This is a genomic window from Candidatus Pelagibacter sp. uisw_138, assembly GCF_059512485.2.
In genome coordinates this window covers 314,990-331,269 of sequence record NZ_CM183453.2, presented here as the reverse complement: position 1 = coordinate 331,269, position 16,280 = coordinate 314,990, and the positions used below count along the sequence as shown (strand labels likewise).

Sequence of the window (16,280 nt, the reverse complement as noted above, 5' to 3'; positions counted from 1 at the left end):
TAATGAAAAAAAAAAAATTTACCTATGAAAAAAGTGGTGTAAACATAAATGCTGCTGATAATTTTGTTAAATTTATATCATCAATATCATCAAACAATAAAGGCAAAAAAAAGTTTAATAATATTGGTGGCTTTGGCTCAATAACAAATATCCCAAGAAATCTTAAAAATCCTAAAATTGTAGCTTGTACAGATGGCGTTGGTACAAAAGTAGAGATAGCAAATTTACTTAATAAATATGACACAATTGGCATTGATTTAGTTGCTATGAGCGTAAACGATCTCATTGTTCAAGGAGCAAAACCGCTTTTATTCTTAGATTATATTTCTATTAATAAAATTGATTTAAATAAATTAAAATCAATCCTAAAAGGAATAGTAAAAGGCTGTAAAATTTCAAATTGTGAATTAGTTGGTGGTGAAACAGCAGAAATGCCAGGTACCTATGAAAAAGGTAAATTTGACATAGCAGGTTTTGCAGTAGGTTTAGTTGATGAAAAAAAAATATTAGCAAAGAAAAATATAAAAAAAAATGACTTAGTGTTGGCTATACCATCTAGTGGTGTTCACTCAAATGGTTACTCTTTGGTCAGGCATGTTCTTAAAAACAAAAAGATTAATTTAAAAAATAATTCATTTTTAAAAAAAGAATTACTAAGACCTACAAAAATTTATGTGCAAGAAGTTTTAAATTTAATTGATAAAAATCTTTTAAATGGGTGCGCAAATATTACAGGTGGTGGATTAGCAGATAATATTAAGAGAGTTATCCCAGATAGATTAGTTGCAGATATAGATTTAAATAAAGTTAAAACAAAAAAAATTTTTAAATGGTTGAAACAAAATAACATTGATGACAAAGAAATGTTAAAAACATTCAATTGTGGAGTTGGTTTTTGTTTAATAATTAACCCTAAAAACTTAAATAAAATTACTAAATTTTTTACAAAAAAATTTACACCCTATGTTATTGGAAAAATAACTACTGGAAAAAATAAAGTTAAACTTAATGGTAAAATTGACTGGTCTTAAAAAGATTAAAACAGCAGTTTTTATATCTGGAACTGGAAGTAATTTAAAAAATTTAATAAAATTTTCTAAAATAAAAAATTCACCTATATCCATAGATTTAATTTTTTCGAATACTTCGAAAGCCAAAGGCTTAAAATTTTCAAATCAATTTAATATCAAAAAATACGTATCAAGCTTTAAAAACTATAAAACAGCTGAAGCAAAAATATTAGATTTATTAAACAAAGAAAATATAAAATTTATTTGCCTTGCTGGTTTTATGAAGATTTTATCTAAAAATTTTATTAAAAAGTTTAGCGGAAAAATAGTTAATATACATCCCTCTTTACTACCAAAGTACAAGGGGCTTAACACTCACATTAAAGCTATACAAAATAAAGATAAGGTAGCAGGTTGTACCATTCATTTTGTAACAGCAAAACTCGATTCTGGAAAAATAATTATACAAAAGAAAGTTAAAATTTCAAAAAAAGATACTCCTACTTCTTTAGCTAAAAAAGTTCTAAGACAAGAGCATAAGCTCTATCCAGCAGCTATAAAAAAAATATTTAATTAATCTTTAAAGAAAAAATCAATCTCAATTTCAGCGTTTTCAACACTATCAGAACCATGTACAGAATTTTTATCAATAGAAATTCCATATTTTTTTCTTATAGTTCCTTCTGCAGCATCTTCTGGTTTGGTCGCACCCATTAATTCTCTGTTTCCTAAAACTGCATTTTCTTTCTCAAGCACCATCACGACTATTGGTCCTGATGACAAATAAGCACATAAATCATTATAAAAAGGTTTAGTTTCATGAACTTTATAAAATTGTTCCGCTTCTGCTTTTGCTATCTGAATTTTTTTATCTTTAATAATTTTGAAACCTTTATTTGTAAACATTTCTTTGATTTCATTATCTAAATTTCTTTCAACTGCATCAGGTTTAATAATTGATAGTGTTTGTTCAGTATTACTCATAATTATCCTCTATTAGTTGGTTTAATAATCTTACTCCATAACTAGTTGCCCCACCTGAGTTTAAAGCACCACCATATTTTGAAAATGCCATACCAGCTATGTCTAAGTGGGCCCAAGGTGTTTTATTTAAAATAAATCTTTGTAAAAACTGTGCTGCGGTTGTAGATCCTGCACCACCAACATAATTTATGTTTTGCATGTCAGCATTTTTTGAATCTATAAGTTTGTCAAAGTTTTTGTGCAAAGGCATTCTCCATAATTTTTCTTCAACTTTGTCACCTGCTTCTAATAATTGTTTTGACAATTTATCATCGTTTGAAAATAGGCCTGCATATTCAGAGCCTAATGAAACTATAATAGCACCTGTTAAAGTTGCTAAATCAACCATAAACTTAGGTTTAAATTTTTTTTCAGTAAAGGTTAAAGCATCAGCCAAAACCAATCTACCTTCAGCATCAGTATTTAATATTTCTATTGTCTTGCCACTATAAGATTTAACAATATCACCAGGTCTTTGTGCATTTCCACTAACCATATTTTCAACAAGTCCCACAACACCAACAGCATTTATTTTTGCTTTTCTTAATGCTAAATTTTTCATTAAGCCTACTACAGTAGCTGAGCCTGCCATATCATAAGTCATATCTTCCATAAACTTTGCAGGTTTTAATGAATAACCACCAGTGTCAAAACAAACTCCTTTTCCAACAAAAGCTAACGGGTTAGAATTATTCTTTGCCCCATTCCACTCCATTGTTACAAGGTATGACCCTCGAATACTTCCTTGTCCCACACCAAGTAAAGCATTCATACCAAGCTTTTTTAATTTTTTTTCATCATATATATTTATTTTTAATCCAAATTTTTTAAGTGTATTTATTCTTTTTGCATATTCATCAGGGTGTAAGATATTTCCTGGTTCCGACACAAGGTCTCTTGCAAAAAAACTTCCCTCTTCTAGGGCTTTAAATCTTAAATGATCTTGAGTAGATATTTTATTCTTATTTCCTATAACATTAATAGAAACAATATTTTTATTTTTTTTTGATTTATAAATATTAAATTCATATGATTTTAATTTCAGTCCATGCAGAAAATAACCAACAAAATTTTTAATTTTATTATTAATTGTATCTGAATTTACAAAGTATTCTTTTTTCTTATCATAATTAATATAACTATGAAATTTAGCACCCAAATTTTCTATATCTGATATTTTTACATCTTTCTTAATAGACACTAAAAATACTGTTTTTTTTGAATTAACATCAAAAAAAAGTAAATCTTTTTTTAAATCACTATTTTTTAATAAGTCAGATATGTAAGAAAATTCAGAATTTGAAATGATTTTTTTCAAACCATTTATATCAAATTTTTCATCAACGAATAAAATAAGATTAGCTGAAGATTTACTTGTAAATTTATTTGAATAATTAATTTTAATAGACATAAATTTTAAATACACACTCAACGAGTTGAATGCTATATAAGAGCTAAATGATCATATTTCAATGAAAAAAATCGTTTACAGGAAATTAGCTAAAGACTGCACAAAGTTTTTTTTCTTAACTATATTTACTATAAGTGTAATTATTTGGGTTTTACAAGCAGTTAATTATTTAGATTTTGTTATTGAAGATGGGCATGGTTTTTTTGTTTATTTCAAATACACCTTACTTAGTTTTCCTAAAATATTTTCTAGAATTTATCCATTTGCAATTTTTTTAGCTTTTTCATACATATTAATAAAATATGAAGAAAAAAATGAATTAGTTATATTTTGGAATTTTGGAATAAAAAAGATTGATTTCATTAATTTTTTTATAAAATTCTCTTTTTGGTTTGTACTTTTAAGTCTACTATTGAATGCTGTAATTACTCCAGTAGCACAAGATAAAGCAAGATCATTTATTCGATCTTCTGATCTAGATTTTTTTGAAAGCATGCTTAAACCAAAAAAATTTATAGACATTATTAAAGATTTAACAATTTATTATGATGAAAAAAGTAAGAATGGAGAGTTAAAAAATATATTTTTAAACGATAGATCTAATAAAAATGATTCACAAACAACCTTTGCAAGCAAAGGTATATTTGAAATGCGAGGAAATAAAAAAATACTTGTCTTATATGATGGCAAAACAATTAACAACATTAATGGAAAATTTTCAGAATTTAAATTTTCTAAAACAGACTTTAATATTTCCAAGTTTAGCTCTACAAGCATTACACATCAAAAAACACAGGAAAACTCTACTAAAGAATTATTACAATGTTTGATAATTTCAAAAAATTTAAAAAAAAATCTGAATAGCATAAAAATTAAAAAAATTAATAATTGTGAATTTAAAAACTTAAAAAATATTCATCAAGAACTGTATTCAAGATTAATAAAACCTCTGTATATACCCTTTCTCATCGCTATTTCTCTTTTACTTATATTAAAATCAAAAAGTGATCCTGCTTTTAATTCTAATAAATTTAGAATTTATTTTTTAGGATTTTTATTTATTGTTTTTTTAGAGTCATCTTCAAAATTTATTTCTATAAATTTGTTACAAAACTTATTTATCTCAACCTTGCCTTTTTTCTTGCTGTTTATGATTTATTTTTATTTTTTAAGAATTTTAAGGGTTAAATTAAAATGAAAACTTATATAAAATTCTTAATTAATTTATTTAATTTTTCTTTTTTAAAAGTTTTTTTTACATTTTTTATTATAATTTTGATAATTAATGTTTTGGAACAAATAGAATTTTTTAAAAATATTAACCTTAATTTTTTTTATCTTATTTTTTTATCTTTTTTAAACACACCATCTATTATGCTGGAAATACTCCCTTTTATTTTTTTACTGTCAACACAAGTTTTTTTTATTTCACTAATAGATAAAAAGGAGCTGGAAATCTTTAAATATGCTGGCCTAAATAATTTAAAGATAACAAAAATTATTAGTATGTATGCTTTTTTTATTGGTATGCTTTTAATCATATTTTTTTATAACTTTTCTGCTGTTTTAAAAAATTCATATTTACTAATTAAAAATAAATATTCAGATGATAATAAATATTTAGCTGTAATTACTGAAAATGGACTTTGGATTAAGGATGAAATAGCAAACAATATTAATATAATAAATGCTAATAGAGTTGATGATGAATTCTTGTTAAATGTTATGATAACGCAGTTTAATAAAAATTTTGAAATTATAAATATTATTAAGAGTGAAAAAGTTGATATATCTTCTAATGAGTGGAAGATATTTAAACCTTTAATCATAAAAGATAATCAAAAAAAGATTTTGGATGAGATGATATTTCAATCAAATTTTGATCTTAAAAAGATTAATAGCTTATTCTCAAACCTTTCATCCCTTACAATGACTGAGTTGTTTAGATTGAGAAAAAGCTACAAAACTCTAAATTATTCCGTGATTGATATCGATCATCATCTATATAAAATTTTCTCCTATCCTATTTATCTCACGTTAATAACTATTTTTGCAGCAATAATTATGTTTAATATTGGTTACCAAAAAAATTCATTTTTTCGAATAATATTGGGAATCTTCTTTTCTGTGATTATTTATTATGTTAATTATTTTTTAAATGTTTTGGGGCTTAATGAAAAAATTCCACTTATTCTATCTATTTTTATACCTTTAATTATATTATCAATAATTAATTTCATCTCTATAATAAAACTTAATGAAAAATAAATTCTTAATTATATTTTTAATATTTATACTCAGCTTAAACTCACATTATTCTGCTATAGCAGAGGAGTTTAACTTTAACATAACTGAATTACAAATTTCTGAAAATGGAAATATTATAAAAGGTATTAACGGTGGTGAGGTTACTACCAAAGATAATAATATAATAATTACAGCTAATAATTTTAATTATAATAAGCAAACAACACTTTTGGAAGCTAAAGGTAATGTAAAAATAATTGATAAGATTGCAGACGTCACAATTGAATCAAACGAAGTTTTTTATTTAAAAGATCGAGAAGAAATTTACACAAAGGGAGTGAGTAAAGCCTTTAATGGTAAACACATTCAAATAGATGCTGATCAATATTTTAAATATAATAAATTAACTTCGCTTATAGAAGCTAAAGGAAACGTTATACTCGATGATAAAAATAAAAATATCACAATTAATACAAATGAAATTATTTATCTAATCAATATAGAAAAAATTTCCACACTAGGCAAAACAAATATAAATATTGAGAACAAATATAATATTGATGGTAATGATTTTACTCTGCTTAGAAATGAGATGCTTTTATCTTCTAACAAAAAAGCTACATTATACGATAATCATTCAAATATTTATGAAGCTGATAAATTTCAATACTCTATAAATGAAGAAATTATTAAAGCAGAAAAAATTGAGATTAAAAAATATGAAAAAAATAATAAATCTGATACTTTTTTTTTTCAAAAAGGGTTTTTTGATCTAAAAGCAAATAAATTCTTAGGAAAAGATGTTAATGTTATTTTTCATAAAACATTATTTGACAATGTAGAAAATGATCCTAGGATAAAGGGTGTTTCTGGATATGGAAATGAATTTAATACTTATTTGGATAAAGCAGTTTTTACATCTTGTAAAAAAACTGACAAATGCCCACCTTGGAAACTTCGTGCCACTAATGTTAAGCATGATAAAGTAAAAAAACAAATTATCTATAAAAACGCCTGGTTAGATTTATATGATTTTCCAATCGTATATTTTCCTAAATTTTTTCATCCAGATCCAAGTGTTAAAAGACAATCGGGCCTTCTAAGGCCAGAAATTGGAGATCATGGAACTCTGGGGGACTCGATTTACTTACCTTATTTTTTTGTGCTCTCAGAAAATAAAGATATTACAATAAAACCAAGGTTATTTAATGATAATAAATTGGTATTACAAAATGAATATAGGCAAATAACTAAAAACTCTTTAACTTTAATAGATTCTAGTATTACAACTGGGCATGACTCTAATGTTCTTGATAAAGGAGATACAAGGTCACATTTTTTTGCCAACTCTAAAATTGATCTAGGCTTAAAAAAATTCATAAGTAGTCATTTGGAAATTAATTATGAAAAAGTTTCAAATGATAATTACCTAAAATTATTTAATTTTATTAAATCGCCTCTTTTGCTTAAAAATAACGACGCATTGGAATCAACGATTAAATTAGACCTCTCACATGAGAACTATGATTTTACATCCTCATTTGAAATGTATGAAACTTTAAGCGGCAATAATTCAGACAGGTATCAATATGTTTTACCTTCATATAATTTTTCAAAAAGTTTTAACTTGAAGGATATGAATGGAAGTTTTAGTTTTAGCTCTTATGGTGATAATACGTTAAGAGAAACTAATATTAGCACATCAACCCTTGCAAATGATTTGAACTATACATCGTATAATTATTTCTTTGAAAATGGAATTAAAACAAATTTTGAAGTTTTCTTAAAAAATATTAACTCAATTGGAAAAAATAACATTAAATATAAAAATAGCCCTCAATCAGAACTGATCAGTGCTTATAATTATAACGCTTCCTTGCCACTTAAAAGGGTTAATAAAAATAGTATCAATACATTAATACCAAGATTATCTTTTAGGTTAAGCCCACATGAAATGAAAAATAATAGCAGTGTAGATAGAAGGATTAACGTTGATAACGTTTTTTCCTCCAATAGATTAAGTTTTGGAGATTCGTTTGAAACTGGAGAGTCTTTAACTCTAGGCTTAAATTTTGTAAAAGAAAAAATTAATATTAAGGAACAAGTTGCTGAAATAGAGCAGTTTCTAGATTTCAAGCTTGCTACAGTTTTTAGACTAAAAGAAGAAAAAGATATTCCAACTAATAGTACTTTAAATAAAAAAACCTCAAATATATTTGGGCAAGTAAACTTAAAACCTAATAAAATTGTTTTACTTAATTATAATTTTTCTTTAAAAAATGATTTAAATTCGCTTGAATATAACTCTATAAATACAAAGTTAGATTTTGGCAATTTAACCACTCAATTTAACTTTTTGGAGGAAAGAGGTGTTGTTGGAAAATCTAATGTAATTGATAATATTACAGAGTATAAGTTTGATGAATATAGTTCGTTGTCATTTGGTACAAGAAAAAATCGAGAACTTGATTTAACAGAATATTATGATTTAGTATATGAGTATAATAATGATTGTTTAATTGCAGAAATAAAATATAGAAAAGACTACTACAACGATGAAGACATCAAACCTAAAGAAGAATTATTTTTTTCTATAACAATTGTACCATTCTACACTTACTCTCCAGATAAAATAACCTTGAACAAAGATAGAATAGACTGATGAAAAATTATTTACTTATATTATCTTTTTTTTTAATTTTCAGTGAAGCTAGGACAATTGAAACAAAAATAATTCATAAGATAGAAAATGAAATTATAACTAATATTGATATAAAAAATCAATTCAAATACTTAGTTGCCCTAAATAACAGCTTAAAGGAATTAGAAAAAGAAAAAATATTAAACATTTCTAATGAATCAATAATTAGAGAAAAAATTAAAAAAATTGAAATCTCAAAAAATTTCAAAAAAATTGAGATTGAAGAAAAATATTTAAATCTTTTATTAGGTAATATATATTCAAGTTTAAATTTAAAATCATTAGATGAATTTGAAATATATTTAAAGAGCTATAATCTAACATTAGATGATGTTAAAAAAAAAATAACTATTGATGCTTTGTGGAACGAATTGATTATTCAAAAGTATACACCTCAGCTAAAAATTAATGAAAAAAAGATAAGAGAAAAAATTTTAAGAAATGACAAAATTAAAACCAAGGAATATAAATTATCAGAAATTATTTTTGAAATTAAGAATAAAGAAGAAATTGAAGATAAATATAGTGAAATAATTAAAAGTATATCTCAAATAGGTTTTAAAAACAGTGCATCCATATATAGTTTTTCTGAATCGGCTAAAATTGGTGGAGATATCGGATGGATCAATGAAAATTCACTTAGCAATAAAATTAAAAAAAATATTGATTATTTAGAAATTGGTGAAATTTCAAAACCTATAATTCTATCAAGTGGCGTATTACTGTTAAAAATAATTAATACTAGAGGCTCACTAATTGCAGTAAATATAGAGACCGAGTTTAACAAAGCTATAAACTACGAAAGAAATAGACAACTTAGCCAATATTCTAAAATTTATTACAACAAAATTAAAAAAAATTTGGATTTTGATGGATAAAAAACCAATAATAATCGTTGGTGGAGAGCCGAATAGTATTTTTTTAGAAATTTTTTTTAAGAGTATAAAGTTTCACAACTATAAAAGTCCGTTGATACTTATCGCCTCCAAGAAATTATTACAAGATCAAATGAAAGAATTAGGATTTAATTTTGAAGTTAATACTATTAATAAAAATTTTTCCCAATTTAAAAAATTAGATAATAAAAAGATTAATTTAATTAATATGGAATATAAATTTACTAATTGTTTTGATGAAATTTCCGGTAAATCTAACGACTATATAAAAAAATCTTTTGATGTTGCTTTAAAGATCATGAATCGAAACAAACTTTATAAGTTTATTAATGGTCCAATTTCTAAAAAATATTTTTTAAAGGGAAAAACTTTAGGTATTACTGAATATTTAGCAAAAAAAAATAAGAAAACCAATGAAGTGGTAATGCTAATATTTAACAATAAACTATCTGTTAGCCCTCTTACGACACATATTGCTCTAAAGGATGTCCATAAATATATATCGAAAAAAAAAATATACACACATGTAAAGCTTATTACTGAATTTTATAAAAATAATTTTAATAAAGAACCTAAAATTGCTATTACTGGTTTAAATCCTCATTGTGAAAGCAATTTCAAAAATTCTGAAGAAGAAAAAATACTAATACCTGCTATTAAAAATTTAAAATTAAAAAATATTAGTGTAAATGGTCCATTTCCTGCGGACACAGTTTTTACAAAATCAATGTTAAAAAAATATGATGTAATTATTGGTATGTATCATGATCAAGTACTTACTCCTATGAAGGCTTTATATAATTTTGATGCAATTAATATAACTTTAGGTTTGCCATTTACTAGGGTGTCCCCTGATCATGGTCCAAACCATTCTATGTTAGGTAGAAATTTATCTGATCCAAAAAGCTTAATTCAAGCCTTAAATTTTTTGGATAAGTAGGTGTATATAAAACCAAAAAAAAGTCTTGGACAAAACTTCTTGATAGATAGGGAGGTACTTGAAAAAATTGTATCCATAACTGACATTACTAACAAAGATGTTTTAGAAATTGGACCAGGGAGTGGGAATCTAACCACATATATTTTAAAACAAAAACCAAAGAAACTCTATGTTGTGGAAAAAGATGATGATTTAGCCATACTACTAAAAGAAAAGTTTGATACTGAAATAGAAATTATCAATGATGATATTTTAAAGGTTTCTGAAGATAAGATCTCAAACCAAAAATTATCTGTCTTTGGTAATTTACCATATAACATATCGACTGAAATCTTATCAAAGTGGATTCTTAATATTGGTTCATATTTTTGGTTTGAAAGTCTGGTTTTGATGTTTCAAAAAGAAGTTGCTGATAGAATTATATCTGAATTTAATAACTCAAAATATGGCCGACTGTCAATTTTATCTAGTTGGAAACTTAATGTAAAAAAAATAATAGATATTAAGCCACAAAGCTTTTCTCCAAGACCTAAAATAGACAGTTCTTTGCTTTTATTTACTCCAAGAGAAAATTTTTTTGAATTAAAGAATCCTAAAAACCTTGAAAAGATTACTAGAATATTCTTCAGTCAAAGAAGGAAGATGTTAAAAAAACCCTTCAATCAAGTTTTTGCTAACGGAAAACAGGTTGCAGAAAAATTTGGTATTGATCTTAATCTTAGACCTCAAAACCTTGAGCCTGAAACATATTTCAAACTTGTAAAAGAATATGAAGATTTAAGAGGTTAGCTTTTCGACATGCTTTCTGATAAAATCTTTATCATAGTCTTTTGAACCATTGTTAATTTCTGCATCAATTAAACTATTAATTTTCGAATAACATTCTTCTAGATTATCGTTGATAATTACATAATCGTAATTAATCCAATGCAAAACATCTCTACTAAATTCTTTCATGCGCTCTTCTACTATAAGTTTATCTTTCATATCTCTATTTGACAGTCTTTCAAATAGTATTTCTTTGCTAGGAGGTAAAATAAAAAAAGTAATTAATTTATAATTTAATTTTTTATTCTTAATTTGATCAGCTCCCTGCCAGTCAATATCAAATATTACATTTTCACTTTTTTCTAATTTTTCAATAACAGGTGTTCTAGTTGTCCCATAAAGATGGTTAAATACTTTTGCGTATTCTAAGAACTCTTCATTTTTTATTAAATTTTCAAATTTATCATGATCAACAAAGTAGTAATCTTTGTCTGCAATTTCGTTAAGTCTAGGTTTTCTTGTGGTGTGTGAAATTGATATATGAAAATTTTTGTTTTTAGAAAGAAGTTTTACTAATGTTGTTTTACCTGCCCCGGATGGGGATGATAAAATTACCATTATCCCATCTTTTTTTATGGACATTTAATTTCTAGTTTGCTTTGCCTGCTATAAAGTTAACAGCGTCACCTACTGTAAGAATTTTTTCAGCTTCACTATCTGAAATTTCTGAACCAAATTCTTCTTCAAAAGCCATTACTAATTCAACTGTATCTAAACTATCTGCTCCAAGATCATCTATAAAGCTTGAATCGTCTAATACTTTAGCCTCATCAATACCTAAGTGATCTGCTACAATTTTTTTAACCTTGTTTGAAATATCTTCTGACATAATGTTCCTTTTTGTTATATTTCGTTAATAGTTTAAAAAGCAGTTTTGTCAACCCAAATACATGCCACCATTAACATGTAGTGTTTCTCCATTAATATAGTCTGACTGATCTGAGCTTAAGAAATTAACTGCATTGGCTATATCTTGGGGTTTACCTAGTCTATTAGATGGAATTTTAGCAATTATTGTTTCTTTAAATTTTTCATCTATTTGGTCTGTCATAGCAGTACTTATAAAGCCTGGAGATATGCAATTAACATTGATATTTTTTTTTGCATATTCAATTGCTAAACTTTTTGACATTGCAACTATACCTGCTTTAGATGCTGTATAATTTGCTTGTCCAACATTACCTGTATGCCCAACAACAGAGGTTATATTGATAATTTTTCCAGATTTATTTTTTAACATTTTTTTTATTGAATATTTACACATTAAGAATGTGGAAGTTAAATTAATATTTATCACTTTTGACCACTCTTCTAAGCTCATTCTAATAGTTAGGTTGTCTTTGGTAATGCCTGCATTATTAACAATGCAATCTAATGACCCGCCCAGTTCTTTTGTAGCGTTTTCTATAAATTCTTCAATTTTATCATGTTGAGAAATATCAAATTTAAGAATTTTTATATTATTAAATTTTTTTTTTAACCCCTCTAATTTTTCAATTCTTGTGCCAGTTGCTAAAATATTTGCTCCACTTTGGTTTAACCTCTCGACTATAGAATTACCAATTCCACCTGAGGCCCCTGTAACTATAATATTTTTATCTTTTAAACTACTCATTGATATTAATTAACTTTATATCCTCTTCTGAATTTATTGCACTAACTTTAACATTTCTATCAATTCTTTTTATTAATCCTGATAAAACTTTACCAGGTCCTATTTCTATAAACTCTGTAACACCCTTCTCAATCATTAATAGAACGCTCTCACGCCAACGAACAGTGCTTTCAATTTGTTTAACTAGCAATTCTTTTAGTTCATTTGAATTAGATATTTCTTTTCCTGTTACATTTGAAATAAGAATATTTTTAGGTTCATTAAAATTTAATTTTGCTATTTCTTCATTCATTACAAGTGTTGCATTATTCATTAATTTACAATGAAACGGAGCGCTCACAGGTAATTTAATATTTTTAATATTAGAAGCCTTTAAATCAACCATGATTTTCTCTAGGTCTTCTATTTTTCCACTTAATACAATCTGACCTACAGAATTATCATTTGCAATAAAGCATTCATATTTATCTTTATTCTCATCAATAATTTTTTTTATCACTTCGATTTCAGAGCCCAAAACTGCAACCATTCCACCCACTCCTTTTGGAACAGAGTTTTGCATCGCATTACCTCTAATTTTTAATATTTTTAAAGTATCTGAAAATGATAATGAGCCAGCTGCAGTTAAAGCGGAGTATTCTCCTAAAGAATGCCCTGCATAAAATTTTGCTTTATCTAAATCAATTATGAACTCTTCTTTGATTAACTTGAATATTGAATAACTGAGTAAAAATATTGCTGGCTGTGTATTTTCAGTTAAGTCTAATTCTTCTTTAGGGCCATTTAAGATAAGTTTTGATAGTGAGAAACCAAGTGTATCATCTGCTTCCATGAATAAATCTTGAACTAAGCTATATTTGGTATGAAGGTCTTTACCCATTCCTACTAATTGTGAGCCTTGGCCTGGAAAAATAACAGAAAACATTTAAATATCTAAAGTTTATTATGGTTTTAAGTGTTGTAATTCAATAATTATAATAGTATATCCTCACTTTTTATTAAAGAACAATTATGAATTTATACGAACATACAATAGTTGCTAGACAAGATACTAGCCCAGCTCAAGTTAAGCAGTTAACTGAGAAATATTCTAAAATAGTAGAAAAAAATGAAGGAGAAATAGTACAAACTGAAGATTGGGGTTTGTTAAACTTAGCCTACATTATTAAAAAGAATAAAAAAGGTATCTACATGCACTTTAAAATTAAAGGATCTGGAAAAATTATTGACGAACTAGAAAAAAATGAAGCAATTGATAAAAATCTTCTAAGATACATGACAGTTAAGGTTAAGAAGTTTAATTTAGAAGCTAAATATTTTTCAAAAAAAGATGAGTACGAAAAAAAAGAATATAAAAAAGAATATAATAGAGACTAATTATGCCATCAAAAAAAAGAGCAGGAAATAAAAAAAAAAGTAGTCAAAGTAACTTTGCAAAATTAAGTATTTTTCAACCTAATAAATACAAATTTAAAAAAACTTGTCCTTTATCTGCTAAAGGTGCTCCAGAGGTTGATTATAAAAATATCAGATTGTTAAAAAAATATATGTCTGAAAATGGTAAAATTTTACCATCAAGAATTACAAATGTTTCGCAAAAAAAACAAAGAGAGCTATCCCTATCTATTAAGAGAGCTAGAAATTTAGCGCTAATTTAAATGAAAGTTATACTTTTAGAAAACCTAAGAAGAATTGGATCTATTGGAGAAATCATAGATGTAAAAAGAGGTTTTGCTAGAAACTTCTTAATATCAAATAAAAAAGCTCTTTATGCTTCAAAAGAAAATATTGCAGAAGTTGAAAAGATTAAATCAGAGCTAAGTAAAAAAGATACTGAAAAGAAAAAAGAAGCTCAAAAAATTTCTGAACAAATTAATAATAAAGAATACGAAATTAAAAAATTAAGTACTGAAAATAAAGAACTTTATGGATCAGTTAAACCAACTGAAATTTCAAAACTAATATTAGAAAATGACAAGCTAGATATTAAACCTTCAATGATACAGCCAATAACTGAAATTAAATCAATTGGTAAATTTAAGGTAAAAATTATTCTACACTCTGAAGTAGATTCTGAAATTACTATTAATGTAGTTACAGCTGATACTATTCAATAATTATACAATTTTTTCCCCAGCATATATTTGTTATTTTTTTAAATCCTAATTGAGATAAGGTATATTAATGGAAAATAACCTCAGCATAGTTAAAGATACATTTAAGGAGCTTCCAAACAATATTGAAGCTGAGCAAGCAGTAATTGGATCAATCTTAGTTCAAAACGAAACATTTGATGAGATAAATACCATCGTTTCTAGCATTAACTTTTATGACCCCATGCATCAAAGTATTTTTTCGGCAATTGAAAGTCTAATTTACAAGGGGATGCTTGCAAACCCAATAACCTTAAAAAATTATTTTGAAAATGAAAAAGACGAATTAAATGTTCCTGAGTATTTAGTAAAAGTTACAAAATTTTCTACCCCTCCAAGACAAGCAATAGAATATTCGAGAATTATTTATGATATGTTTGTTAGAAGAGAGTTGATTAAGATATCTGAAAATACCATTGATGCTGCAAAATTAAATGCACTTGATGTTAATGGTCAGAATATAATTGAAAATTCAGAAAGATTATTATTTGATCTTGCTGAAAAAGGATCTTTCAATTCATCTCTTGTTAAATTTGATGAAGCGATGAAACAAACTATTGAGATGGCTTCAGCTGCTTATCAAAATGATGAGGGCATTGTGGGTGTTCCTACTGGTCTAAGAGATTTAGATGATAGATTAGGCGGACTTCATAATTCAGATTTAATTATTATTGCAGGACGTCCTTCAATGGGTAAAACTGCTTTAGCAACAAATATAGCTTTTAATGCTGCTCAAAAATTGCAGGAAAAAGGAAAAAAATCTGCAGTTGCTTTCTTTTCACTTGAAATGTCTTCTGAACAATTATCGACTAGAATTTTAGCAGAACAATCTAGAATTAAATCAAATGACATTAGGAGAGGAAGAATTTCTGATGAACAGTTTGATAAATTTATAGAAACATCTAAAAATATTTCTGAACTTCCTTTATATATAGATGAAACTCCAGCTATTAGTATTGCTGCTATGAGTAACAGGGCAAGACGTATTAAAAGGTTATTTGGTTTAGACTTAATTGTTGTAGATTACATTCAATTGATGAGAGGATCAGGAAATAATAGAGACGGTAGAGTTCAAGAAATTTCTGAAATCACACAAGGCCTTAAAGCAATGGCAAAAGAACTTAAGCTTCCAGTTATTGCTCTGTCACAGCTATCAAGAGCAGTAGAGCAAAGAGATGACCACAAACCTCAGTTATCTGATTTAAGAGAATCTGGATCGATTGAGCAAGATGCAGACGTTGTAATGTTTGTATACAGAGAGGCGTATTACTTAGAGAGAAAAGAACCTAGACCTGCAACCGTCGAGCACGCCGAATGGCAAGCAAAAATGAATGAAGTTTCAAATCTAGCAGAACTTATTATTGGAAAACAAAGACACGGCCCAACTGGTAATGTTATGGTGGAATTTGAAGCAATGTTTACTAAATTTAAAGATACTCAAATTAACTAATATCAA

18 protein-coding genes are annotated in these 16,280 nt (G+C 26.2%); 12 read left to right on the top strand and 6 right to left on the bottom strand.

What is annotated here, in order from left to right; translation table 11 throughout:
- The first annotated feature begins 2 nt into the window (after nucleotides 1-2).
- On the top strand, nucleotides 3-1,031 hold the full coding sequence (gene purM / locus AC5YGC_RS01685) for a phosphoribosylformylglycinamidine cyclo-ligase (protein ID WP_502314033.1): 1,029 nt from the start codon (nucleotides 3-5) through the stop codon (nucleotides 1,029-1,031).
- Nucleotides 1,009-1,587 carry a phosphoribosylglycinamide formyltransferase gene (gene purN, locus AC5YGC_RS01680; protein ID WP_496139940.1) on the top strand — a complete coding sequence of 193 codons (579 nt, stop codon included), beginning with the start codon at nucleotides 1,009-1,011 and terminating at the stop codon, nucleotides 1,585-1,587. The genes purM and purN overlap by 23 nt, the downstream gene beginning before the upstream one ends.
- On the opposite strand, the gene ndk is transcribed toward purN, so the two are convergent.
- On the bottom strand, nucleotides 1,584-1,994 hold the full coding sequence (gene ndk / locus AC5YGC_RS01675; protein WP_496139939.1) for a nucleoside-diphosphate kinase: 411 nt from the start codon (nucleotides 1,992-1,994) through the stop codon (nucleotides 1,584-1,586). The genes purN and ndk overlap by 4 nt on opposite strands.
- A complete protein-coding gene (locus AC5YGC_RS01670; RefSeq protein ID WP_496139937.1) occupies nucleotides 1,987-3,444 on the bottom strand; it encodes a leucyl aminopeptidase in 1,458 nt (485 codons plus the stop codon). Before AC5YGC_RS01670 ends, ndk begins: the two co-directional genes overlap by 8 nt.
- 61 nt (nucleotides 3,445-3,505) lie before the next feature.
- Between AC5YGC_RS01670 and AC5YGC_RS01665 the strand changes: the two genes are divergently transcribed.
- From AC5YGC_RS01665 to rsmA, 6 genes are read left to right on the top strand one after another with little or no spacing between them, the layout of a single operon-like run.
- Nucleotides 3,506-4,642 carry an LptF/LptG family permease gene (locus AC5YGC_RS01665; RefSeq protein ID WP_496139936.1) on the top strand — a complete coding sequence of 379 codons (1,137 nt, stop codon included), beginning with the start codon at nucleotides 3,506-3,508 and terminating at the stop codon, nucleotides 4,640-4,642.
- A complete protein-coding gene (locus AC5YGC_RS01660) occupies nucleotides 4,639-5,712 on the top strand; it encodes an LptF/LptG family permease (protein WP_496139935.1) in 1,074 nt (357 codons plus the stop codon). Before AC5YGC_RS01665 ends, AC5YGC_RS01660 begins: the two co-directional genes overlap by 4 nt.
- Nucleotides 5,702-8,353, top strand: coding sequence for an LPS-assembly protein LptD (locus tag AC5YGC_RS01655; protein WP_496139934.1), 2,652 nt, complete (start codon nucleotides 5,702-5,704; stop codon nucleotides 8,351-8,353). The genes AC5YGC_RS01660 and AC5YGC_RS01655 overlap by 11 nt, the downstream gene beginning before the upstream one ends.
- Nucleotides 8,353-9,270 (top strand): peptidylprolyl isomerase, encoded by a 918-nt coding sequence (locus AC5YGC_RS01650; protein ID WP_496139933.1) that lies wholly within the window; start codon nucleotides 8,353-8,355, stop codon nucleotides 9,268-9,270. Before AC5YGC_RS01655 ends, AC5YGC_RS01650 begins: the two co-directional genes overlap by 1 nt.
- Nucleotides 9,263-10,228, top strand: coding sequence for a 4-hydroxythreonine-4-phosphate dehydrogenase PdxA (locus AC5YGC_RS01645; protein WP_496139932.1), 966 nt, complete (start codon nucleotides 9,263-9,265; stop codon nucleotides 10,226-10,228). Before AC5YGC_RS01650 ends, AC5YGC_RS01645 begins: the two co-directional genes overlap by 8 nt.
- Nucleotides 10,229-11,017 (top strand): 16S rRNA (adenine(1518)-N(6)/adenine(1519)-N(6))-dimethyltransferase RsmA, encoded by a 789-nt coding sequence (rsmA, locus tag AC5YGC_RS01640; RefSeq protein WP_496139931.1) that lies wholly within the window; start codon nucleotides 10,229-10,231, stop codon nucleotides 11,015-11,017.
- Here the strand turns inward: rsmA and gmk are convergent.
- The 4 genes from gmk to fabD are packed head-to-tail and all read right to left on the bottom strand — an operon-like array spanning nucleotide 11,006 to nucleotide 13,596.
- A complete protein-coding gene (gmk, locus tag AC5YGC_RS01635) occupies nucleotides 11,006-11,638 on the bottom strand; it encodes a guanylate kinase (RefSeq protein ID WP_496139929.1) in 633 nt (210 codons plus the stop codon). The genes rsmA and gmk overlap by 12 nt on opposite strands.
- A 7-nt stretch (nucleotides 11,639-11,645) precedes the next feature.
- The gene (locus AC5YGC_RS01630) at nucleotides 11,646-11,885 is read right to left on the bottom strand and encodes an acyl carrier protein (RefSeq protein ID WP_415290920.1); all 240 of its coding nucleotides are present in this window, start codon (nucleotides 11,883-11,885) and stop codon (nucleotides 11,646-11,648) included.
- A 48-nt stretch (nucleotides 11,886-11,933) separates the two neighbouring features.
- A complete protein-coding gene (gene fabG / locus AC5YGC_RS01625) occupies nucleotides 11,934-12,671 on the bottom strand; it encodes a 3-oxoacyl-[acyl-carrier-protein] reductase (protein WP_496139928.1) in 738 nt (245 codons plus the stop codon).
- Nucleotides 12,664-13,596 carry an ACP S-malonyltransferase gene (gene fabD / locus AC5YGC_RS01620; RefSeq protein ID WP_496139926.1) on the bottom strand — a complete coding sequence of 311 codons (933 nt, stop codon included), beginning with the start codon at nucleotides 13,594-13,596 and terminating at the stop codon, nucleotides 12,664-12,666. The genes fabG and fabD overlap by 8 nt, the downstream gene beginning before the upstream one ends.
- 86 nt (nucleotides 13,597-13,682) lie before the next feature.
- On the opposite strand from fabD, the gene rpsF reads away from it, so the two are divergent.
- The 4 genes from rpsF to AC5YGC_RS01600 all read left to right on the top strand — a co-directional run bounded on the left by rpsF (nucleotide 13,683) and on the right by AC5YGC_RS01600 (nucleotide 16,274).
- Nucleotides 13,683-14,048: a 30S ribosomal protein S6 gene (rpsF, locus tag AC5YGC_RS01615; protein ID WP_496139925.1), complete on the top strand. Its 366-nt coding sequence runs from the start codon at nucleotides 13,683-13,685 to the stop codon at nucleotides 14,046-14,048.
- A gap of 2 nt (nucleotides 14,049-14,050) precedes the next feature.
- Nucleotides 14,051-14,329, top strand: coding sequence for a 30S ribosomal protein S18 (gene rpsR / locus AC5YGC_RS01610; RefSeq protein ID WP_496139923.1), 279 nt, complete (start codon nucleotides 14,051-14,053; stop codon nucleotides 14,327-14,329).
- Nucleotides 14,330-14,788: a 50S ribosomal protein L9 gene (gene rplI / locus AC5YGC_RS01605; protein ID WP_006997210.1), complete on the top strand. Its 459-nt coding sequence runs from the start codon at nucleotides 14,330-14,332 to the stop codon at nucleotides 14,786-14,788.
- Nucleotides 14,789-14,855: 67 nt separating this feature from the next.
- Complete coding sequence (locus AC5YGC_RS01600) at nucleotides 14,856-16,274, top strand: replicative DNA helicase (protein WP_415286732.1); 1,419 nt, start codon at nucleotides 14,856-14,858, stop codon at nucleotides 16,272-16,274.
- The last annotated feature ends 6 nt before the right edge of the window (nucleotides 16,275-16,280 follow it).

Coding starts and splice junctions, on each gene's coding strand:
- AC5YGC_RS01645 (WP_496139932.1), top strand. CDS start 9,263: ATGGATAAAAAACCAATAATAATCGTTGGTGGAGAGCCGAATAGTATT.
- AC5YGC_RS01630 (WP_415290920.1), bottom strand. CDS start 11,885: ATGTCAGAAGATATTTCAAACAAGGTTAAAAAAATTGTAGCAGATCAC.
- AC5YGC_RS01665 (WP_496139936.1), top strand. CDS start 3,506: ATGAAAAAAATCGTTTACAGGAAATTAGCTAAAGACTGCACAAAGTTT.
- fabG (WP_496139928.1), bottom strand. CDS start 12,671: ATGAGTAGTTTAAAAGATAAAAATATTATAGTTACAGGGGCCTCAGGT.
- AC5YGC_RS01650 (WP_496139933.1), top strand. CDS start 8,353: ATGAAAAATTATTTACTTATATTATCTTTTTTTTTAATTTTCAGTGAA.
- rplI (WP_006997210.1), top strand. CDS start 14,330: ATGAAAGTTATACTTTTAGAAAACCTAAGAAGAATTGGATCTATTGGA.
- AC5YGC_RS01660 (WP_496139935.1), top strand. CDS start 4,639: ATGAAAACTTATATAAAATTCTTAATTAATTTATTTAATTTTTCTTTT.
- AC5YGC_RS01600 (WP_415286732.1), top strand. CDS start 14,856: ATGGAAAATAACCTCAGCATAGTTAAAGATACATTTAAGGAGCTTCCA.
- rpsR (WP_496139923.1), top strand. CDS start 14,051: ATGCCATCAAAAAAAAGAGCAGGAAATAAAAAAAAAAGTAGTCAAAGT.
- fabD (WP_496139926.1), bottom strand. CDS start 13,596: ATGTTTTCTGTTATTTTTCCAGGCCAAGGCTCACAATTAGTAGGAATG.
- AC5YGC_RS01655 (WP_496139934.1), top strand. CDS start 5,702: ATGAAAAATAAATTCTTAATTATATTTTTAATATTTATACTCAGCTTA.
- purM (WP_502314033.1), top strand. CDS start 3: ATGAAAAAAAAAAAATTTACCTATGAAAAAAGTGGTGTAAACATAAAT.
- rpsF (WP_496139925.1), top strand. CDS start 13,683: ATGAATTTATACGAACATACAATAGTTGCTAGACAAGATACTAGCCCA.
- ndk (WP_496139939.1), bottom strand. CDS start 1,994: ATGAGTAATACTGAACAAACACTATCAATTATTAAACCTGATGCAGTT.
- gmk (WP_496139929.1), bottom strand. CDS start 11,638: ATGTCCATAAAAAAAGATGGGATAATGGTAATTTTATCATCCCCATCC.
- purN (WP_496139940.1), top strand. CDS start 1,009: ATGGTAAAATTGACTGGTCTTAAAAAGATTAAAACAGCAGTTTTTATA.
- AC5YGC_RS01670 (WP_496139937.1), bottom strand. CDS start 3,444: ATGTCTATTAAAATTAATTATTCAAATAAATTTACAAGTAAATCTTCA.